Source organism: Burkholderia sp. R-40 (assembly GCF_049942845.1).
GTDB classification, from domain to species: Bacteria; Pseudomonadota; Gammaproteobacteria; order Burkholderiales; family Burkholderiaceae; genus Burkholderia; species Burkholderia ambifaria.
Window position 1 is genome coordinate 1,307,461 of the sequence record NZ_CP187967.1, and the last position, 21,286, is coordinate 1,328,746.

The 21,286-nt window shown below is 63.4% G+C and carries 20 protein-coding genes; 19 read left to right on the plus strand and 1 reads right to left on the minus strand.

Annotated features, from left to right (window positions below):
* Positions 1-71 precede the first annotated feature (71 nt).
* Genes ACP26O_RS06130 through ACP26O_RS06140 form a run of 3 tightly spaced genes read left to right on the plus strand, consistent with a single transcriptional unit; the run spans position 72 to position 5,892 of the window.
* Positions 72-1,265 (plus strand): efflux RND transporter periplasmic adaptor subunit, encoded by a 1,194-nt coding sequence (locus ACP26O_RS06130; protein ID WP_175663972.1) that lies wholly within the window; start codon positions 72-74, stop codon positions 1,263-1,265.
* Positions 1,266-1,279: 14 nt separating this feature from the next.
* Complete coding sequence (locus tag ACP26O_RS06135; RefSeq protein WP_426356316.1) at positions 1,280-4,456, plus strand: efflux RND transporter permease subunit; 3,177 nt, start codon at positions 1,280-1,282, stop codon at positions 4,454-4,456.
* Positions 4,453-5,892, plus strand: a complete 1,440-nt coding sequence (locus ACP26O_RS06140) for an efflux transporter outer membrane subunit (protein WP_175663970.1) — start codon at positions 4,453-4,455, stop codon at positions 5,890-5,892. The genes ACP26O_RS06135 and ACP26O_RS06140 overlap by 4 nt, the downstream gene beginning before the upstream one ends.
* 101 nt (positions 5,893-5,993) lie before the next feature.
* On the opposite strand, the gene ACP26O_RS06145 is transcribed toward ACP26O_RS06140, so the two are convergent.
* On the minus strand, positions 5,994-6,950 hold the full coding sequence (locus ACP26O_RS06145) for a LysR substrate-binding domain-containing protein (protein WP_175655977.1): 957 nt from the start codon (positions 6,948-6,950) through the stop codon (positions 5,994-5,996).
* A gap of 181 nt (positions 6,951-7,131) precedes the next feature.
* Between ACP26O_RS06145 and ACP26O_RS06150 the strand changes: the two genes are divergently transcribed.
* The 16 genes from ACP26O_RS06150 to ACP26O_RS06225 all read left to right on the plus strand — a co-directional run bounded on the left by ACP26O_RS06150 (position 7,132) and on the right by ACP26O_RS06225 (position 21,119).
* Complete coding sequence (locus ACP26O_RS06150) at positions 7,132-7,806, plus strand: NADPH-dependent F420 reductase (RefSeq protein WP_175663969.1); 675 nt, start codon at positions 7,132-7,134, stop codon at positions 7,804-7,806.
* A 563-nt stretch (positions 7,807-8,369) separates the two neighbouring features.
* On the plus strand, positions 8,370-9,929 hold the full coding sequence (locus ACP26O_RS06155; protein ID WP_175663968.1) for an MFS transporter: 1,560 nt from the start codon (positions 8,370-8,372) through the stop codon (positions 9,927-9,929).
* Between the two features lie 103 nt (positions 9,930-10,032).
* Positions 10,033-10,272, plus strand: coding sequence for an acyl carrier protein (locus ACP26O_RS06160; RefSeq protein ID WP_175661766.1), 240 nt, complete (start codon positions 10,033-10,035; stop codon positions 10,270-10,272).
* A gap of 2 nt (positions 10,273-10,274) precedes the next feature.
* Entirely contained in the window at positions 10,275-11,315 is a 1,041-nt protein-coding gene (locus ACP26O_RS06165) for a 3-oxoacyl-ACP synthase III family protein (protein WP_175663967.1), read from the plus strand.
* A gap of 94 nt (positions 11,316-11,409) precedes the next feature.
* Positions 11,410-13,251, plus strand: coding sequence for an asparagine synthase (glutamine-hydrolyzing) (asnB, locus tag ACP26O_RS06170; RefSeq protein ID WP_175701239.1), 1,842 nt, complete (start codon positions 11,410-11,412; stop codon positions 13,249-13,251).
* Positions 13,252-13,323: 72 nt separating this feature from the next.
* Positions 13,324-14,316 carry an AfsA-related hotdog domain-containing protein gene (locus ACP26O_RS06175; RefSeq protein WP_175663965.1) on the plus strand — a complete coding sequence of 331 codons (993 nt, stop codon included), beginning with the start codon at positions 13,324-13,326 and terminating at the stop codon, positions 14,314-14,316.
* A 49-nt stretch (positions 14,317-14,365) separates the two neighbouring features.
* A complete protein-coding gene (locus tag ACP26O_RS06180) occupies positions 14,366-15,463 on the plus strand; it encodes an NADH:flavin oxidoreductase (RefSeq protein WP_175663964.1) in 1,098 nt (365 codons plus the stop codon).
* Between the two features lie 2 nt (positions 15,464-15,465).
* A complete protein-coding gene (locus ACP26O_RS06185; protein WP_175663963.1) occupies positions 15,466-16,236 on the plus strand; it encodes an SDR family NAD(P)-dependent oxidoreductase in 771 nt (256 codons plus the stop codon).
* 51 nt (positions 16,237-16,287) lie between these two features.
* Positions 16,288-17,037 (plus strand): SDR family NAD(P)-dependent oxidoreductase, encoded by a 750-nt coding sequence (locus tag ACP26O_RS06190; RefSeq protein WP_199569555.1) that lies wholly within the window; start codon positions 16,288-16,290, stop codon positions 17,035-17,037.
* A 47-nt stretch (positions 17,038-17,084) separates the two neighbouring features.
* On the plus strand, positions 17,085-17,402 hold the full coding sequence (locus ACP26O_RS06195) for a hypothetical protein (RefSeq protein ID WP_175663962.1): 318 nt from the start codon (positions 17,085-17,087) through the stop codon (positions 17,400-17,402).
* A gap of 188 nt (positions 17,403-17,590) precedes the next feature.
* Positions 17,591-18,172 carry a 4'-phosphopantetheinyl transferase family protein gene (locus ACP26O_RS06200; protein WP_175663961.1) on the plus strand — a complete coding sequence of 194 codons (582 nt, stop codon included), beginning with the start codon at positions 17,591-17,593 and terminating at the stop codon, positions 18,170-18,172.
* Between the two features lie 216 nt (positions 18,173-18,388).
* Positions 18,389-18,778, plus strand: coding sequence for a transposase (locus tag ACP26O_RS06205; protein ID WP_208446603.1), 390 nt, complete (start codon positions 18,389-18,391; stop codon positions 18,776-18,778).
* 22 nt (positions 18,779-18,800) lie between these two features.
* Complete coding sequence (locus ACP26O_RS06210; RefSeq protein WP_208446604.1) at positions 18,801-18,899, plus strand: IS3 family transposase; 99 nt, start codon at positions 18,801-18,803, stop codon at positions 18,897-18,899.
* Between the two features lie 3 nt (positions 18,900-18,902).
* On the plus strand, positions 18,903-19,421 hold the full coding sequence (locus tag ACP26O_RS06215; protein WP_208446706.1) for a DDE-type integrase/transposase/recombinase: 519 nt from the start codon (positions 18,903-18,905) through the stop codon (positions 19,419-19,421).
* Between the two features lie 201 nt (positions 19,422-19,622).
* The gene (locus tag ACP26O_RS06220; protein ID WP_175663960.1) at positions 19,623-20,636 is read left to right on the plus strand and encodes a hypothetical protein; all 1,014 of its coding nucleotides are present in this window, start codon (positions 19,623-19,625) and stop codon (positions 20,634-20,636) included.
* Between the two features lie 336 nt (positions 20,637-20,972).
* Positions 20,973-21,119 (plus strand): DUF3096 domain-containing protein, encoded by a 147-nt coding sequence (locus ACP26O_RS06225; RefSeq protein WP_011656453.1) that lies wholly within the window; start codon positions 20,973-20,975, stop codon positions 21,117-21,119.
* The last annotated feature ends 167 nt before the right edge of the window (positions 21,120-21,286 follow it).

The following is a 21,286-nucleotide window of genomic DNA, read 5'->3' on the forward strand; positions in this document are numbered from 1 at the left end:
ACGGGCACCACCGATCCGGAAGAGAGCCGGATATTAAGATCAACTAATTTATTAAGACGTTGGTTAACACTATGGTTCGCCATTCAGGTATTGGAAGCGCCAGCCGACCCCAGGCCGCAAGTCGGCTCGTGTCGTGGGCAGGCTTGCTGGTTTTGCTGGCGGGTTGTCACGGGGAAGCGCACGATGCGGCGGCGCCCGCGCCCGAAGTTGGCGTCGAGACGGTCGCGCCGCGCACGGTTCACGTCACCGACGAATTCAATGGCCGCGTCGAAGCGGTCGACGCGGTCGAACTTCGGCCGCGTGTGAGCGGGTATCTCGAGCGGGTCGCCTACAAGGAAGGCGATCGCGTCGTCCGGGGCGCGGTGCTCTTCGTGATCGATCAACGTCCCTACCGGATCGCGCTCGATCGCGCGAACGCGCATCTGCAACGCGCGCGCGCTACGGTGAACCTCGCGCAACTGCAATACAAGCGCGTGCAGACGCTGATCGCGTCGCGCGCGACGTCGCAGGAGGAGCTGGACAGCACGCGCGCGGCTGATGCGCAGGCGCGCGCGGACCTGAGTGCGGCGGAGGCGGCCGTCGCGGACGCGAAGCTCAATCTCGGCTTTACCGAAGTACGTGCTCCGATCGCCGGGCGTGTCGGCCGCGCTCTCGTGACGACGGGCAATCTCGCCAGCGCAGATCAGACGTTGCTGACGACACTGGTGTCCCAGGATCCGGTGTACGTCTATTTCGACTGCGACGAGCAGAGCTATCTGCGCTACAGTGCGCAGCGCATCGATCCGCGGGGTCGCGCGATCGGCGCGAACCCGGTCCGCATCGGGCTCGCGAACGAGACCGGCTTCCCGCATGCGGGCACCGTCGATTTCCTCGACAATCGGCTCGACCCGGCAACGGGGACGATCCGCGCGCGCGCACGTCTCGCGAATCCGGACCATGTGTTCACGCCGGGGCTGTATGCGCGCGTGCAGCTCACGAGTGGCCGCGACGATCGCGCGCTGCTAATCGATGACAAGGCCGTGCTGACGGATCAGGATCGCAAGTACGTGTACGTGGTCGGCCCGGGGGACAAGGCGCTGCGTCGCGACGTGACGATCGGCCGCCAGTTCGACGGCCGGCGCATTGTCGAAAGCGGGCTGAAGTCCGGCGACCGTGTGGTCGTCGAGGGCATGCAGCGGATCTTTTATTCGGGCGCGTCGGTGAAGCCGAAGCCGCTGGCCGTGCAGACCACCGATGATTCGGCGGTACGCGCGGTCGCCCGGTGACGATCGGAGGCGCGATGGATTTCTCGAAATTCTTCATCGACCGGCCGATCTTCGCGGTCGTGCTGTCGATCATCATCTTCGCGATCGGCCTGATTTCGATTCCGATGCTGCCGGCTGGCGAATATCCGGAAGTCGTGCCGCCGAGCGTCGTCGTGCGGGCGACGTATCCGGGTGCGAACCCGAAGGAAATCGCCGAGTCGGTGGCCGAGCCGCTGGAGGAAGCGATCAACGGCGTCGAAGGCATCATGTACATGAAGTCGGTCGCGGGGTCGGACGGCAGCCTGCAGGTCGTCGTCACGTTCATGCCGAGCGTAGATCCGGATACGGCCGCGGTGCGCGTGCAGAACCGCGTGAGTCAGGCGCTGTCGCGCCTGCCTGATGAGGTGCGCCAGTATGGCGTGACCACGCAGAAGCAGTCGCCGACGCCGCTGATGTATGTTGGTCTGATCTCGTCGGACGGCAGCCGCGATCCGCTGTACCTGCGCAACTACCTGACGCTGCACGTGAAGGATGAGTTGTCGCGCCTGACCGGCATCGGCGACGTCGGCGTGTACGGCTCCGGCGACTATGCGATGCGGGTCTGGCTCGACCCGAACCGGCTGGCGTCGCGCGGGCTGGCCGCGGGCGACGTGATCGCCGCGGTGCGCGAGCAGAACGTGCAGGTGTCGGCCGGCCAGCTCGGCGCGGAGCCGTCGCCGAAGGCGACTGATTTCCTCATGTCGATCAACGTGCGTGGCCGGTTGCGCACGACCCAGGAGTTCGGCGACATCGTGCTGAAGAGCGGCGCCGACGGCCAGGTCGTCAAGCTGGCCGACGTTGCGCGCATCGAGCTCGGGGCCGGCGACTACACGCTGCGCGCGCATCTGGATCAATCCGACGCCGCGACGGTCGGCATCTTTCTGGCGCCCGGCGCAAACGCGCTCGCGGTCGCGAAAGCGGTGTATGCGAAGCTCGACGAACTGTCGAAACGGTTTCCACCGGGGCTGGCCTACAAGCCGATGTGGGACCCGACGGTGTTCGTGCGCGAATCGATCCGCGCGGTGCAGCACACGCTGATCGAGGCCGTCGTGCTGGTCGTGCTCGTCGTGATCCTGTTCCTGCAGACCTGGCGCGCATCGATCATTCCGCTCGTCGCGGTGCCCGTGTCGGTGGTCGGCACGTTCGCGTGGCTGTACCTGCTCGGCTATTCGATCAACACGCTGACGCTGTTCGGGCTCGTGCTCGCGATCGGGATCGTTGTCGACGACGCGATCGTCGTGGTCGAGAACGTCGAGCGCAACATCGCGCAGGGCTTGAGCCCGCGCGACGCCGCGCACCAGGCGATGAAGGAGGTGTCGGGGCCGATCATTGCGATCTCGCTGGTGTTGTGCGCGGTATTTGTGCCGATGGCGTTCCTATCGGGCGTTACGGGCCAGTTCTACAAGCAGTTCGCGGTGACGATCGCGATCTCGACGGTGATCTCCGCGATCAACTCGCTGACGCTGTCGCCCGCGCTCGCCGCCAAGCTCCTGCGTCCGCACGGCGCGCCGCAGGACGCGCTGTCGCGCGTGCTTGAACGCCTGTTCGGCCCTCTGTTCCGGGGCTTCAACCGGTTCTTCCTGCGCAGCTCGGACCGCTATCACGGCGTGGTCGGGCGTGCCGTGAAGCGGCGCGGCATGGTGTTCGGGGTCTACGTCGGCCTGCTCGTGGCGACGGCGCTGCTGTTCAAGACGGTGCCGGGAGGCTTCATCCCGATCCAGGACAAGCTGTACCTGTTCGCAGGCGCGAAGCTGCCGGAAGGCGCGTCGCTGTCGCGCACCGATTCGGTGGTGCGGCAGATGGTGAAGATCGCACACGAGACGGAGGGCGTCGAGATGATGCCTGCGTTCGCCGGTATGAATGCGCTGCAGGTTGTCAATACCCCGAACATCACGAGCTCGTACATCCTGCTGAAGCCGTTCGACGAGCGCAAGCGTAGCGCCGCGCAGATCAACGCAGAACTGAATGCGCGCTTTGCCGGCATCAAGGGCGGTTTCGCGTATGCGCTGATGCCACCGCCGATCCAGGGCCTTGGCAACGGCTCCGGCTACGCGCTCTATCTGGAGGATCGCGCAGGGCTCGGCTATGGAGTGCTGCAGAACGCCGTCAACGCGTTCCAGGTCGCCGTCGCGAAGACGCCTGGCATGCACTATCCGGTGAGTACCTATCAGTCGAACATCCCGCAGCTCGAAGTGAAGATCGACCGGCTGAAGGCGAAGGCGCAGGGCGTCCCGCTGACGAACCTGTTCGAGGCGCTGCAGGTCTATCTGGGATCCGTCTACGTGAACGACTTCAACGTGTTCGGCCGCGTCTATCGCGTGATGGTGCAGGCCGACGCCGCGCACCGCCAGAACGTCGAGGACATCGCGAACCTGCGCGTGCGCAACGCGAACGGCGAGATGGTGCCAATCGGCTCGTTGGTGACCGTGACGCCGACTTTCGGCCCTGACCCGGTCGTGCGCTACAACGGCTATCCGGCGGCCGGCCTGATCGGCGAAGCGGACCCGGCCGTGTTGTCGTCCGCGCAGGCGATCGCGAAGCTGCAGCAGATCGCGAAGGACGTGCTGCCGCCGGGCATTACACTCGAATGGACCGACCTCAGCTACCAGCAGGTCACGCAGAGCAACGCGGCGATCGTCGTGTTCCCGCTCGCGGTGATGCTCGTGTTCCTGGTGCTCGCGTCGCTGTACGAGAGCTGGACGCTGCCGCTCGCGGTGATCCTGATCGTGCCGGTGTGCATGTGCGCGGCGCTGTTTGGTGTGTGGCTGTCCGGCGGCGACAACAACGTGTTCGTGCAGGTCGGGCTGGTTGTGCTGATGGGACTCGCGTGCAAGAACGCGATCCTGATCGTCGAGTTCGCGCGCGAGCTTGAAATTCAGGGCAAGGGTGCGATCGAAGCCGCGCTCGAAGCGTGCAAGCTGCGGCTGCGCCCGATCGTGATGACGTCGGTCGCGTTCGTCGCGGGCTCGGTGCCGCTGATGATCGGCTCCGGCGCGGGCAGCGAAGTGCGTGCGGCCACTGGTGTCACCGTGTTCGCGGGGATGCTCGGCGTCACGCTGTTCGGGCTGTTCCTGACGCCCGTGTTCTACGTCGTGATCCGCAAACTGGCTGGGGGGCCGCAATCGGTCGTCTGGGTCGAGCAACCGGTGACGCCCGAAGGAGAACTCCAATGAGCGTACTGATGCGTATCCCGATGATTGCCGCCACCGTTGCTTTGGCCGCTTGCGCGGTCGGTCCGGACTACGAGCGGCCGGCGACCCCGGCAGCGTCGCGCTTCGCGCGCGACGAAAAGCTGGCGTTGGGGCAACGCGAGCCCGCGGCGGCATCGGCCGACGCCGACGTGGCGTTCTGGCGCGGGTTCGGCGATCCCGTGCTGGGCCGCCTGATCGATCAGGCGCTGACCGCGAACCAGGACCTGCGATTCGCGATTGCGCGTTACGACGCCGCGAACGCGTTGCTCGCACATGCAAAGTTCGACCGCTTTCCGACCATCACCGCAAATGGGCAGATCGGCCACCAGTTGCTGAGCAAGGATCAGGCCTTCGGCGCGCCGCGCGTCGCGCGCGACAATCCGATTTCAAGCGCGGCCATCAACGCGAGCTGGGAGCTCGACCTGTTCGGCCGCGTGCGGCGCGGGATCGAGGCGCAGCAGACGGAGACCGCAGCCAGCGCGGCGGATATCCGCGCGGTGCGCGTGTCGATCGCGGCCGAGGTTGCGCGAACCTACGTCGACCTGCGCGGCGCGCAGGAGCGGCTGCGGATCGCGCGCGCGAATGTCCGCAACCAGCGGCAGACGCTTGCGCTGGTCGACGCGCGGGTCGGCGCGGGGCGCGGTTCCGATCTGGACGCGGCGCGCGCGCGCGCGCAGCTCGAATCGACGACCTCGCGCATCGCGGTGCATGAAGCGACGATCGGCGTCGACGAACACAGGCTCGCGGTGCTGACGGGGCAAGCGCCGGATGCGCTGATCGCTCAGCTCGACTCATCGGCGTCGCTGCCACTGCTCGCAGCCGACATCGATCCGGGCACGCCGGCCGACCTGCTGCGCCGGCGTCCCGACGTCGCGGCTGCTGAAGCGCGCCTGCACGCGGCGACCGCGCGGATCGGGGTCGCGACGGCCGACCTGTTCCCGCGTCTGACGCTGGCCGGCATGCTCGGCAGCGCGACGAACAGCTACGGCTTCTTCCGGGCGGGCAGCGATACGAACCTGATCGCGCTCGGCATCGACTGGTCGTTCCTCGACGTCGGCCGCGTGCGTGCGCGTATTGCGGAGAGCCGTGCCGACGCCGCGGGGCAGCTTGCGCAGTATCAACAGACGGTCCTGCTCGCGCTGGAAGACACCGAGAATGCGCTGCTGCGCGCCGCGCGCACGCGTGACGAAACCGCGCATCTGGAACGCGCGGCGACGAGTAGCGCGCGCGCGGCGCAGCTCGCGCAGACGCGTTTCGCGGCAGGCGCGATCGACTACTACGAGGTGCTCGACGCGCAGCGCACGCTGCTGCAGGCGCAGGATGCGATGGCCGACGGTCAGATTCGCAGCGCGGCGGCGACGATTGCGCTGTACAGGGCGCTCGCGGGTGGATGGCAGTCGACGCCGACCGCGGGATGAGCGGGTTGCCGCCCCGCGTGACCAGCGCCATCGCGAAAGCGGGCGGGAGGACGCGCGGGTCGGCGTCGGGCTTTGGGCCGGGTATGGGGCGCGAGCTGTCGTCAGGTATGCCGGAATTCGGTGCGGGCGTGTGCGCTCGTGGAATACGCCGCGACAGGTTCGGGATCGATGATGGGCGTTTCGTGTTGCACCGGAGTACGGCGGGAGGGGCGATGTTCCCGGTAGGTCGCGGCGAGCGTGCGCAACGCTTCGCGGGAGCGCTGGTCCGACAGCGTCGAATGCAGGACGATTCTCGACGACGGCAGGTCGGGGAGGCCGAAGCGCTGACTGACCTCGATCGTGTCGGGTGGCGCGAGCCGGCACGAGAAGGCCGCCACCGCCAGGCCGGCCGACACGGCAGCTATCACCGCCGCGTGCCCGCCGCCGACGAACACCTCGGTCCAGCTGATGCCCGCGTCGTCGAGTGCGCGCATTGCTATGTCGCGCACGCCGCAGCAGGGCGCCAGCGCCGCGAGCCGCATCGGTTCGCCGGGGCGGTGAGTGAAGCCGGGGGCGGCGAACCAGCCGAAATTCTCCGGGCCGAGGTCGCTGCCGTCGCGACGATCGTCGTCCTGGCGGATGATCACGGCGTCGAGGTTGCCGTGGTCGAAGGCATCGAGCAAGGTGCGGGAGTTTTCGAGGCGCACTTCGATCGTCAATGCCGGATCGCGCTCGTACAGGCGCGCAAGCAAGACTGGAATTTCCGGCCCGGCCACGTGCTCGGCGATGCCGAGCCTGAAGTGGCGACGCTCGGCGGACAGTTCGGCCACCGCGCGGTCGTGTGCGGCGAGGAACTCGCGCGCAGCATTGAGGAACAGCGCGCCCTGGGCAGACAGCCGAACGAGGCGCGGGGTGCGCTCGATCAGCTTGTGGCCGAGGCGTTCTTCCAGACGTTTCAGCTTCACGCTAATCGCGCCTTGCTGCGTGCCGAGCGCTTCCGCCGCCCTTGTGAAGCTCTGGAATTCCGCGATGGTCACGAATGCCTGGATGGCGTCGACGTCCAATATCAATTTGCTCATGATCTATAAAGAATTGTCGTCATTATTGACTTTAATCATATCATTGTCTGATGGTTGCTATGTTTTGTACCGTTGACAACTCGACCGCCAACATGGTTGGTTTGGTCGGCGAGTTGTCGTTCGTCCCGCCGTTCATTACTGTCGCGTCGCGGACGGATGAAAATTCCAAAAAGGAGAGAGTGTGAAGATCGGAATCATTGGCGCAGGCCGTATGGCGCAGTCGGTCGCGTGGTTGGCCACCCGTGCCGGTTATCAGGTCATGTTGAGCAATTCGCGCGGACCGGAAACCATCCAGGCGCTGTGTAAGCCGCTCGGTTGCGAAGTGGGGCGGGTGGACGAAGCCGCCTCATACGGCGATATCGTGTTCGCGGCGCTCCCGCTGCAGGCGTATCGGGCGGTGCCGGCCGAGCCACTCGAGGGCAAGATCGTGCTCAACCCACAGAACTATTTCCCGCATTTTGGTCTCCTCTCCGAACTCGAGAGTGGGGAGATGACGACGGCCGAGGTGCTCGCTCATCATCTGCCGAAGTCGCGCGTCGTCAAGGCATTCAATGCGATCCTGGTGGAGGAGGTGGTGCCGGACGCACGCCCCGCCGGTGCGCCGGACCGCCGCGCGCTGCCGATAGCCGGTGACGATGCCGACGCGCGCAGCGCGACGATCACGCTGCTGGATCGCCTCGGCTACGACGCGGTCGATGCCGGACCGCTGGCGGAAGGGTGGCGTTTCGAGCGACGCCGGCCGGTGTACTGCGTGCCGCTCGACAAGGCGATGCTGGCGCCGATGCTGGCCGAGACGACGCGCGACTCGATGATGCCGGAAGCACATTGGCGCACGCACCGAGGCATGCGCTCCTGACGCCCCCGCGCGCAACACTAACCTGCCCCTCGTTCCATCGCATCGAGTCTCCGAACGGGCGGGCAGTTTCCGGATCTTCAGCGGCGCAGCCGCGACCGCTAGATTCTCAACTGCCGGAGGTCATTCCCGAACGCATCCGTCGCACAACGCCCCTTCCATTTCTCACCGGTCGGCTCTCGCGCCGATCCGTACTCTCGCCAGCGCGGCTCGATCAGCATCGCGGCGAGTGGCTTTTCTCTTGACACGCCGTTCCGATCGACCGTGCCAGCGGCGGTTATCGTGATTTTATAAATAGGCGATCTCCGTCATGAAAATAGTGCATTTTTATTGCCGGGCGAATCGATGCGCCGATGGAATCGGCCAATTAATCGTATTGATGACCTGCTGGGTTTTTTGAAATGGAGATATAGATATTTGATATAATATTAATATATCCAATATCTATATTTTGTTGTCGCAGTGTCTATCGAGTTTTGTTGTCACAGAAATATTTGTTGTGGTGGGGCGGAATATGGAGGCTCGCTGTTAATATCTGAATCATTCAATTGTGGAGCTGAGACAAAATGTCGGTCGACGTATCATCGAAAAACAAGATCGCGCTCGCGGCAATTTGCCTGTCGGCGGTCATGCTCGGGCTGGAAATTACCAGTGTCCCTTCTATTCTGCCGACACTGGAGCATGTATTGCCGGCCGATTTTAAGCAGCTCCAGTGGATTATGAATGCGTATACGATTGCAATGTGCTCGTCGCTCGTGGCGATGGGCGCATTGGCCGATCGTTTCGGACGCAAGCGTGTGTTCACGATCGGCATCGTGGTGTTCGGCATCGCGTCGCTGATTTGCGGTCTGGCGCCGAGTGCGCCGCTTCTGATCGCGGCCCGATTTCTGCAAGGGGTGAGCGCCGCGGCGATGCTGTCGTGCCAGGTCGCGGTGCTATCCCATCAGTTTCAGAGCGGCCCGGAGCGCGGCGTAGCGTTCGCTTGGTGGGGCGTCGTGTTTGGACTCGGGCTGGGCTTCGGGCCGGTCGTCGGCGGCTCGATCGCGAGCTTTGCCACTTGGGAGTGGGTGTTCCTGATTCACGTGCTGATCGCCGTGGTGGCCGTGTCGCTCGCGCGTGCCGGTGTGGTCGAATCGTCCGATCCGCATGCGCTTAAGATCGACGTCGGCGGGATGGTGACCTTGTCGGCGTCTGTCTTTTGCCTCGTGTATCTGATTAGCCAGGGGCAGAAGCCTGAGGCTGACAATCCGCTCGGCGTAGGCGCGCTCTCGATCGCCGTGATCAGCTTCGTTCTGTTCGTCATCGTCGAGAGCCGGGTCGCGCGGCCGATGTTCGACTTCAAGGCGTTTCGCGTTCGCAATTTCTCGGGCGCGTTACTCGGCGCGTGCGGGATGAACTTCAGCTTCTGGCCGTTCGTTATCTATTTCCCGATCTACCTGCAGGCGGTGCTCGGCTACAGCAGCGTCGCCGCAGGCTTAACCGTGCTTGCCTACACGCTGCCGACGATCGTCGTGCCGCCCGTCGCCGAGCGGCTGTTGCTGAAGCGCGGACCGAACTTCGTGATTCCGGTCGGGCTGTTCACGATCGCGGCCGGCTTCCTGCTGTTCCACCTGGTCGTGACGACCGGACACGCGAGCTGGATCACGCTGCTGCCCGGCTGCGTGGTGGCGGGCATCGGGCTCGGGCTGACCAACACACCGGTGACGAATACCGCCACCGGGTCGCTGCCGCCGGAGAGGGCGGGCATGGCGTCCGGCATGGAGTTCAGCGCACGGATGATTTCGCTGGCGATCAACATCGCGATCATGGGCTTCGTGTTGGTGAGCGGCGTATCCGTGGGCCTGGCGGGAGCGCTGCCGGCCGGTACAGATATTCGTCATCTGGTCGACGCGGTCTCGGCGGGCAGCTTCGCGGCGGCCGATGCCGGTGGAATTCCGATCGTCACGGCGCGCGCGGCACTGATACTGGGTTTCGGTTGGGTCACGCTGTACGGAACGCTTGCGCCGCTCGTGCTCGGGTTCGCTGCCGCCATCGTATTCGGTCGTAAAAAGCCGGCGCCCGTCCAGAAGACCGACGAACGTTTCGGTGTGGACGACAAACAGTCTGCGCTGACTTCTGTCGATTGAACCCGGAGCCGGGATATTCCAGGCGCGCAACGAACGGAAAATCGGCGAGAGTAGTGACATGCCGCCAGAAATATCGAAATCTTATTCGAGAGAGGGCCTTGCCATGGAGTTGAATTTCGAGAACCTGAGACCACAAATTGCAAGAGCGCTGGATATCAATACCACGGACCTCGAGCCGACCACGATTTTGAGCGGTAATGAAAAATGGGATTCGTTCGCCGTTTTGTCGGTGGTGGCGCTGGTGACTGAGCACACGGGGAAACAGCTGACCCTGCCGGATGTTGCAAAGCTGGGCACTGTTTCCGATCTCGTCAGCCTAGTCCAGAAGCTGAAAGGGAATTGAACATGGTTGCCAAAACGATTTCCGGTATTTCGATCAAGGCGATTACCGCGGCGCTGCCGTCCGGCACGATCGGCGAGGCGGAGTTCGCGGCGATCTACGGCGAGCGCGAGGTCGCACGCATCGTGCGGGGGACGGGCATTGGCTCGATCCGCACGGCGGCCGGTATGGCGACGAGCGACCTCATTGTCGCCGCCGCCCTGAACTTGATGCGCGGCTCGGAAATCGCCGCGGGCGAGATCGACGGGCTGATTGTCGTAACACAGACGCCGGACGACTGGAGCCCGGGATGCGCGTACGCGGTTCATCACCAGCTCGAGTTGCCGACAGACTGCGTCGTCGTCGATATCAACGCTGGGTGCGCGGGGTATGTGAGCGGCCTGATTCAGGCGGCTTCGCTCGTCGTGTCGGGCGCGTGCCGGAACGTGCTCCTGTGTACCGGCGACATCAATACGCGATTGGTCGACGACCGCGATCATCAGGCCCGCATGCTGTTCGGTGACGCGGCGTCGGCCACGCTGATCACGGTGGGCGACGAGGCTTTGCAATTTGTGTCCGGCGCGGATGGCAGCGGCCGGAGCCTGCTCGGTGTGAACCTCCAGTACGAGAAGGACGGGGGGCGTACAGGCACAATCAGTTGCTTGAAGATGGACGGCGCGGCGGTAATGAGCTTCGCGTTGCGCCGCGTGCCCGAAGTGATCGATTCGCTGCTCAGGAGCCAAGGTAAAGGCCTTGAGGACGTCGATCTGTTCGCGCTGCACCAGCCGAACCGATTTATCCTGGATTACATCCGGAACCGGCTCGGCGTCGCACCCGAGCGGTTGCCCGTCGACGTCGACGGCATCGGGAACACGAATTCGACGTCCATCCCCTTGCTGTTGTCCCGTCGTCACGAGAAAGGCGGCGAGGCGCGTCGCAACGTCGTGATGTGCGGCTTCGGTGTGGGGCTCGCGTGGGGCGCGCTGCTGGCGGATTTGTCGAAGACTCACGTGCTGGCGCCGGTGGAAGTGGCATTGGAGGCGATACAAGGACTGGCAGAAGGGTAGTAGCAGGCGATCGCGTTTCGCTAGGAAAAAACGGGGTCGTGCAGCAGCAGAGAGTACGATTAATATTTAGATAAACTAAATTCTGAGAGATAACATGTGCGGCATTGCCGGCTGGATCGATTTCAAACGGAACTTCCCCGAACCGAATCGTCTCATCGAGGCGATGACGGACTCGCTCGTGCATCGCGGTCCCGATGGGCACGGCACGTGGCTCGACGAGAACGTCGCGCTCGGCCATCGCCGCCTCGCGATCATCGACCTCGCCTATGGGGCGCAGCCGATGCACGCTATCGATCCCGCCGGCCGGAAGGCGGTGGCGTCCTTCTGCGGTGAAATCTTCAACTTCAAGGACCTGCGCGCCGAACTGCAGCGCGCCGGCTACGCGTTCGAGACCAACAGCGACACCGAGGTGCTGCTGAAGGGTTATCTGCACTGGAAGGAGGACGTCGCGCGTCATCTGAACGGCATGTTCGCCGTCGCGATCTGGGACAGTCAGCGCGAGCGCCTGATCCTGATCCGCGATCGTCTTGGCGTGAAGCCTCTCTATTATTTCCCGACAGACGGCGGGCTCGTGTTCGCGTCGGAGCCGAAGGCGCTGTTCCAGCATCCGCTCGTCAAGCCGCGCGTGACGGCGAACGGCTTGCGCGAGCTGCTGGACATGATCAAGACGCCAGAGCTGACTGTCTACGACGGCCTGTTGGAAGTCCGTCCGGGGGATCTGGTAATCCTCGATCGTAGCGGCCTCCGGAAGGAGACCTACTGGCGCCTTCAGGCTAACGAGCATCGCGACGACCAGCAGGCGACGATCGAGACCGTGCGCGACATCCTGTCGGACACGGTCCAGCGTCAGATCGTGTCGGACGTGCCGCTCTGCACGCTGCTGTCCGGCGGCCTCGATTCGTCGGCGGTGACCGCGATCGCGGCACGGCAGATGGGCGATGGTGCGCTGTCATCGTATTCGGTCGACTTCCAGCACAACCTCGACGGGTTCACTGCCGACGGCGTGCGGGGCTCGCCCGACGCGCCGTTCGCGCGGGATCTTGCCGCGCACGCGAGCACGCGCCATACGGAGCTGCTACTGCGCAGCGACCAGATGCTCGACGCGTCGGTCCGCAGCAGCATCCTGAGCGCGGTGGATGCACCGCCGGCGTACTGGGGCGATATGTGGCCATCGTTGTATCTGCTGTTCCGTGAGCTATCCGAACATTCGACGGTGGCGTTGTCGGGAGAGGCGGCGGACGAGGTGTTCGGCGGCTATCAGTGGTTCCGGAATCCGGCCGCGCTGAAGGCTGAGACGTTCCCGTGGCTGACGGCCGGCTCGTCGCGCTATTTCGGCGGCGTCCAACTGTTGGCGCCTGACTTCGTGGCGTCGCTCGACCGCGATACTTACCGGGCGGACCGATACCGTGACGCGCTACGCGAAGTGCCGGTTCTCGATGGTGAATCCGAGCAGGATCGCCGGATACGGGAGGTGTCGTATCTCGCGTTGACGCGTTTCCTGCAGACCCTGCTGGATCGCAACGACCGGATGAGCATGGCGGTCGGGCTGGAAGTGCGCGTGCCGTTCTGCGACCACCGGCTGGTCGAGTACGTGTTCAACGTGCCGTGGCAGATGAAGACGTTCGACGGGCGGGAGAAGAGTCTGCTGCGCGAGGCGGTTCGTCCGCTGCTGCCGGAAAGCGTCCTCAATCGGGTGAAGACGCCCTACCCGGCGACGCAAGACGGTGCGTATGAGCAGGGCCTGCGCGCGGAGCTGGCCGACGTGCTGGATGACCCAGCGGCACCGATTCACGACCTGATCGATCGCGCGAAGGTCCGTGCGCTGCTGGAGCGCGCGCCAACCCAAGTCAGCCAGCCCTACAACCGCGGCGGTCTGGAGATGGCGCTATGGATGAATCGCTGGATCAAGGACTACAACGTTGAAATCGCCCTGTAGAGCAGAAAGATGATCAGCACGACGATAATTTCCCCGAACCTTCTCCATAAAGACTCGGCCGACGACGTCCTGTTGACGCGGCCGCGCAAGGTGGTGCCGTCGCGGCTCGTGTCGCCGGTAACGGGCGAGCACCCGGACGGCGGCGTGGCCGGGCTTGAGCATCTCTACGAATCCGCAGGCGCGTCGGCGCGCATTCTGCGCACGGCGCCAGCGCGCGGGTTCGCGACCGGGCGGCCGTTCGCCGACGTCGCAAAGGAAGACGTCATTCGCGGTGTGCCGCACCAGGTGATCGACAGCCTGCGCGCGCCGGTGAGCGTACCGGTCGGCGACGACGCAATCGAGCGGTTCCTGACACATCACGGCGTGTCCGCGCGCTCGACGAGCTTCGAGTTCGTCAATCTCGCGGACCATTACTTCTTCTACCGGAAACGGCACGAGCACGTGCCCGGCATCATGCTGCTGGAAGCGGCGCGGCAGGCGATCTATTACCAGCTGTACACATACTCGGAGCATGCGCTCGGCAAGGTGACGGTGAGCCTCAGCGGACTCAATGCGAAATTCCACGGGTATGCGGAGCTAATGTATCCGATCGAGATCGTGGTCGACGATCTGACTGAAACGGACGACCTGCAGCCGTGCGAGGTGCGCTACGCGTCGTCGTTCTATCAGCGCGGCGCGCTGATCGCGCGGATCGAGTCGGTGGCGCCCGTCATCCGGCTCGACAAGTTCAGGCTTGCGCGCAACGCGTGCCTGTTCGACACCGAGTATTTCGCGCCGGTGCCGAGCGCACCGGTCATCTCGCTGCTCACGTCGGACGGGGCGGGACAGTCGATCGTCTCGCTCAGGAAGATCGGCAAGCAGTCGTGCGTGACCAGCGCCGCGAAAATCGGCAACACGCCCAACGCGCTTCTGACGGTGATCTATGACGGCAACATCTGCTTCAAGGCGCCCGTCACGCACGCAGGCCAGGACGAGGACGGCGTCACGTGGGATTTCGGTCACATCGAGTACGCGGAGCTGGAGCGCTTGAAGGAAATGATCAAGCGCGGCTTTACGGTGTGTTGAACGGACGAGCGAGCACGCAGCGATGCCAATGAATCATTTTCCGAACCTGATGAAGCCGCTCACGATCGGGTCTGGCCTGATCCTGCCGAACCGAATGTATTTCTCGTCCGTCGGCTTCGACGTGTGCGATCCGACAGGGCGTCCGCTGCCCGAATTCTTCGACATCTATGCGTCGATCATGCGGGGCGGATGCGGTTTCGGATTCCTCGGAAATTCTTCGGTCGACCCGGATTCGCAGTACACGGATCGGAGCTTGATGCTGACGTCGCCGTCGTACGCGGACGATCTGCGTCCGGTGTTCGAGACCGCGCGGCACCTCGGCTTTGCCCTGGGCGTCCAACTTCAGCATTACGGCGTCCGGGCGCCCGCGAACGGCGACGAACGTGCGGTGGAAGGCGACGTCACGTCGTTGAGCGACGAGCAGATCGGTCAGTACATCGACCATTTTTTCGAGGCGGCTCGCTTGGCGCTGTCGATCGGGGCACCGATGCTGCAGATTCATGCGGCCAACGGCTATCTGCTGAGCAGTTTCCTGTCGCCGCGGACGAATCGCCGCATGGACCGGTGGGGCTGTACACCTATCGGGCGGGCGCGGATCCTGCTGGAGATCGTGCGGCGCTTGCGCGCGCTGGCGGCCGATCGCGCGACGATCTTCGTGCGCCTGCAGATCGACGACGGTTTCGGCGAAGCCGGGTTGCAGGTCGAGCAGCTGGGCGACGTGGTCGCGGCGCTCGAGGAGGCGGGCGCCGATGCGATTACCTGCGCGACCGGCGTGGCCGGGACGTTCGGGAAGTTTCTCGGGAACCGCGACTACTCGCTGGCGCAGTCGCGCAACGCGGTGCGCTTCCTGAAGCGGACGACGCGGTTGCCCATCGGTTTCGCGGCCAACCTCGACAGCCTGGCAGAGGCGGAGGCAATCGTCGCGAGCGGCGACGCCGATTTCATCGGTTTCGGGCGCGCGATCGTTGCGGATCACCATTTTGTACTGAAGGAATTGTCGGGACGTGCGGGCGAAGTCGATCGCTGCCGATGGGATTCGTATTGTCTGCGAGACAAGAAGGAGCCGCTGGCGGATCGGGTCTTCTGCTGCGTCAATCCCCGCTACCTTCGACCTCAACTCATTCAGATGAAATACCAGGAGAATTGAACATGGCATTTGACGGAAAAGTTGCGTTGATCTCGGGCGGCACGCGTGGCATCGGTCTGAACGTCGCAAAGTCGCTGGTCGATGCGGGCGCGTTCTGCTATGTGACCGGGCGCAACGAAGACGACGGCCGCCGCGCGCAGGAACTGCTCGGCGAAAACGCGCGCTACGTGGCGGTCGACGTCACTGAAGAGAATGCGGTGATCAGTCTCTTCGACCTGATCGAATCCCGTCACGGCCGTCTCGATCTCGCGGTCAACAACGCAGGCGTGACGACCAAGCGCGCAGCAGTGCGCGAGTTGGACCTGAAGGAATGGAAACGCGTGCTGGACATCAACCTGGTCGGCCCGCTTCTGCTGATGTCGCATGAAATCCGCCTGATGGCGCGGCACGAGCACGCGGCGATCGTCAACGTGTCGTCCTGTGGCGGCGTGCTTGGCCAACCGCGTCAGAGTGCCTATTCGAGCAGCAAGGCGGCGCTGAACATGCTGACCCAGGTGGCCGCGATCGAGAGCGCGAATCCGCCGGAGGGCCAGAACGTGGTGCGCGTGAACGCTGTGTGTCCCGGCCCGACGCTCGGCGGCATGAACACTGAGGAGCGTCTGCGTGCGAACCCGGAATCGACGCAGGAGAAGATCCAGTCGACCGCGATGAAGCGCTTCGCGAAACCGGAGGAAATCACCGCCGCGATTCTGTGGCTGCTCAGCGAGCAGGCTTCGTACGTGACGGGCACGCTGCTGTCCGTTGATGGAGGCTTCGTGGCGGGCAAGTTTTGAGACCGTCCGGAGAGGCAGGGGATTGCAAGCCTCGGAACGACGGAGGGTGACGTGGCGAGCGTTTTCATTTCCGGCGTCAGCGACGGAATCGGTCATGCGCTTGCCGCTCACTATCTGGACCGCGGCTGGACTGTGTACGGCATTGCCCGGCGCCGGCCAGATGCGCTGCTGGCGTCCGGAAATATGGTGTTCAAGCAGTGCGACCTGCTCACACTCGACGAGGCGACGGACCTGTTCAACGGGGTGTTCGCACCCATCGCGCAGGATGGTGTGTCCGTCGTCTACCTGAATGCAGGCGTGTCTGGGACAGCGCCTAGGCGCGCGCGGGAATGCTCGTCTAACGAGCTTCAGCGGACGCTGACCGTCAACACGGTGGCAAACAAGCTGCTGCTCGATGCGTTCCTCGCGCTGCCGACGCGTCCCGACGTCGTGGTCGCGTCCGCGTCGATAGCGGGGGTGCGGTTTCGCGCCGGCATGCTGCCGTACAGCCTGTCGAAGGCAGCGTTGCTGGCGTTATGCGGAGTCTACGCCGAGGAGTATCCCGACGTGTTCTTTGCCGTGCTGGGCATGTGCAACGTCGATACGGCGCTGTCGCGCGAGATCGTGTTCAGCCCGCGCATCGCGGAGTTTCCGGAGCATGCCCGATTGAAGGAGCGGTTCCGCACGCCGGGCTATGCGGTAGCGCCGGCGCAGCGTGCGGTAGATGTGTTCGATCTCATTCATCCGAAGCCGGATCAGCGTCTGACGAGCGGCCGGTTCATCGAGATTCGGGCGCTGCTCGCTCCGGCCGGAGCGGAGTAACGCGTCTCCGGATGATTTTCCGAAATTTGAACCTAAGGATCACAACCATGCAGGATCAACTGAACAAAATGCTGACCGAGGCGATCAAGAGCCAGGATCCGTATCTCGAGCAACCGGTCGATCTATCCCAGGGGCGCGACGCGAAGCTGTACGCGGAAGCAGGGCAGCTCGATTCCCTGAGTCTTGTCACGATCATCGCCGATCTCGAAAAGAATGTCTTCAAGAACCTGGGCGTGCGTCTACAGCTCGCCAACGAGCGTGACCTGGCTGTCGAGAACTCACCGTTCAACACATTCGGGCGGATGGTTGACTATATCGAAGCGCGGGTGCGTGAAGCGAAGCAAAAGAGCGGTGAGGTCGCGTGACCGTCTTGGGCGCGAATGCGACGCAGACGCCGGGGATTGTTAGGTTGGGATGGCACGAGCCGGACGGCTCGCCGCTGTGGAGTGCATCTCAGACAGGGAGCGCGCAGGTGCACTATGCCGGTGCCCCGAGTCCATTGACGTTCGCGTGGGCCAATTTGGCCAGCGCACTTGATCGAGATGCACAGCTGTTGTCCGAAGCCGAATTGGTCCGGGCGCGGGTTATCGATGATCCCGCCCGACGCGCACGGTTCATCGCCGGGCGCACGTTCGTGCGGCGCACGTTGGGGGCACGCATCGACGGTGAACCTTATCTCGGCGAATTCGTCGTGGACAGGCTCGGGAAACCCGGTTTGCCGCCTCCCCACGCATCGCTGGGTTTCAATGTGTCACATGCCGGCGACCTGATCGTCGTGGCGATCAGAGAGGACGGTCCGATCGGGGTGGACATCGAGCGATGCGATCGCGCGATTCCGCCGAAGCTCGCGGACATCGTATTCGATCGTGACGAGCGGGATTGCCTGTCGCGATGCGACGACTGGCGCACCGCATTCCTGCTTGGCTGGACGTGCAAGGAAGCCGTACTCAAGTGCGTGGGCTGCGGGCTGCTTCGCGACCCGAGGCGCATCAAGGTATTCATCGACAACGATGGTGTTAGGCACTCCGTCGCCTACGAGTATTCCGCACGCGGCGAGCTGATCGGAAACTACCGGATCATTTCGCAGCCTTGGGGGCTGGGCATGCTGGGGGTAATGGCGGTTTCATGCGCCTAATACGCTGATCGGGAGGGGCGCCGGTTGGCTCATTCGCGTTGGCCGCGAAGCGATCGCCGACCTGTTTCCGCTACAACCTGCGAGCGGAACTCCGGCTTGAAATTTCATGCGCCTCGCTGGCGTCCACGCGCCTTGATTTCTATTTACCAAATTTGTGACCTGCTCCCCGCGTTTAGTACGGTGACGGTGTGGAGTCCGTTCCAGAGAAGAACGGCAATGAAGAAACGATTCACCGAAGAGCAAATCATCGGCATCTTGAAGGAAGCCGAGGCTGGCCTGAAGCCGGCGGCGCTGTGCCGCAGGTACGGCATCTCGGAAGCTAGCTACTACAACTGGAAAGCGAAGTTCGGCGGGATGACGGTTTCCGAAGCGCAGCGCCTGAAGGAACTGGAGCAGGAGAACAACAAGTTCAAGCGCCTGTTGGCCGAATCAATGCTCGACAACGCCGCGCTGAAGGACCTGCTGGCTCGAAAGTTGCAAGCCCGCAGGCCAGCGCGAAGCAGTCCGAATCTTGATGACCGAACGCGCCATGGGCGTTACCCGTGCTTGCGGGCTGGTAGGGATATCGCGCTCGCTGTTCCACTACGAATCACGCCGCCGAGTTGACGACGAAGCGCTGACTGGCCGGATGACGGCCATCGCCGCGCAGAAGCGCCGTTACGGCTATCGCCGGATTCACATGCTGTTGCAGCGGGATGGCTGCTTCACCAACCCCAAGCGCGTCTAGCGCTTGTACAGCAAGGCGGGGTTCAACGTGCGCAAGCGGCGGCGCAAGCGTATTGCGGCTGTCGAGCGCACGCCGCTGCCGTTACCAACAGGCCCCAATCAGAGCTGGTCGATGGACTTCGTTTCTGACGGGTTGACCTATGGTCGGTGGTGTCGATGCCTGAGCGTGGTCGACGACTACACGCGCGAATGCTTGGCCATCGAGGTCGATACTTCACTGCCGGGCCTACGCGTGCAGCAAGTGGTCGAGCGACTCAAGGAGATACGAGGTTTACCCGCATCCATCACGGTCGACAACGGGCCGGAGTTCGCTGGTAAGGTGCTGGATGTATGGGCCTACGAAGCCGGTGTCACACTTTCGTTCCTTCGGCCTGGCAAGCCGGTGGAGAATGCCTATATCGAGAGCTTCAACGGGCGGTTCCGCGATGAATGCCTGAACGAGCACTGGTTCGTCTCAATGCGCCACGCCAAGCGGCTGATTGAGGAATGGCGTATCGAGCTCATAGCTCACTGGGCTGTCTGACGCTTGTGCAGTTCGTCCGGGCGCCCGATGCAAACCAGCAGGTTTTAACCTCGGACTCTAACTGCAGTCCGGACTAAAACTGGGGCCAGGTCATCGTCGCTCGAGGAATGCCAGCGGCCACGTCCAGTACCAGATTCGATTCGCAGGCAGTTCGTTCAACCGTCGTCCAGCATCCGGGTTCAGCTCAGGTGGGGAGGCCAAATGGGACAGTGCCGTCGCATCTATTCACGTTTCGTCGTCACTGGCTCGATCGCGGGTCTGGCGATTCTGGCAGGCGTTGGCCACGCGCATGCCGAGGACGGTCCCGCGAGTTCACCGACCGCGTTCAAGCCATCGGAAAGAACGATCAACGCTTATGCGGTGTATGGCGACGGACGCGCGACCGACGGCGGCGATATGCATTGGCGCGCCTACGAAGTCGGCTTCGGCGACGTGTTGAACGACTACTTCTCGATCTACCTCGCCTATTTGAACGAGGGGCATCCGGTGGACCACCACCGTGACGGCTTCGCCGCGCTCGGTTCGTTTCGTTGGCCGCTCGGCAATCGCGTGGCGGTCGAATTGTCGGCGGGGCCGTATTTCAGCATCGACACGACCCATGTCGACAACCAGGCGCGCAATGAAAAGCGCTGGGGAGTGCGCGCGTCAGCAGCCGTGCGGTATTACATCGTTCCCGACCGCTTCTTCCTCAAGCTGCAGTACAACCACGTGCAGATGATTGGCGGATTCAATTCCGACGCGGTGCTGTTCGGTATCGGTTCGGATTTTGGCGGCGATCCCGGCCCGGCGTTGTCGGACGGCAAGACGCAGGTCAGCATTTGGGCCGGGACGTCGCAGACGAACCGTCCGCAAGTGCCGATCGAAAAGGGCTATATGGTCGAAGTCAAACGGCCGCTCGGCAATGCGTGGGCCTATTCGGCGAGCTTCGTCTACGAAGGCAACAATGGCGTCGCCGGCCGCAGAGGTGTGGCAGCGCAACTCTGGTACGTCGCGCCGATCAAGACCAAATGGACGCTGTCGGCAGGGGCAGGTCCGTATCTTTCGCACGACCGGGACGAAGCCTCGAGCAAAACGAGAGTCAATGCGTTGCTCAGCGCGCAGGTGAGTTATCAGGTCACGAACGATTGGGCGGCGAGCTTGCGCTTCAATCGTGTCGCAACCGGCAACGACAAGGACCAGGATATGTTCATGGTCGGCTTGGCACGCAATTTCTAGGGCTTCATTCTCACGCGCATTCTCGCGGCGCAAATTGAAATTCCATGTGCGGTACGGCATAAGCGTGGCATCTCGAGTGATGTCACCGGATTCCAGCGTACAGACGGAATCGGTCGCACGCGCTGGAGCAGGCACGAAAATCGCTGCGACATGCAAACAAACGTTGCACTGACAACCGGTCAGGGTTCCGGTTGCCTGCGTCGGTAAAAATCTCCCACCCGTCACGGAATCGCATGCAGCGTTGAAAAGGAGCGGCTACGAAGCACAGGGTCGTGCAATACGGTTTCGAGGTGCTCCAGTTGGCGATTTCGCGATCTATTGTTAAGGGGCAACGCCATGCACATATTCACGAACTTGAGCCCATTGGTCTCGCTGATCGCTGGCATTCTGATTCTGGTGGTGCCGCGCCTGCTGAATTTCATCGTTGCGATCTACTTGATCATCATAGGATTGCTCGGACTGTTCGCAGGACATATACACTGACGAGCCCTTTTCGGCCTCCATCCCCGGTTCGACGGCGACCGCTTCAATGAAGATTTGAAAAAACCGCGAGCGAGAAAACGAATGAAGGGCTCGCGGTTTTTTATGTTGCGTGCCACATGCATCGCCGCTGCAACGTCTCGCGCGCGACCGCACCCTCACTGCAACGA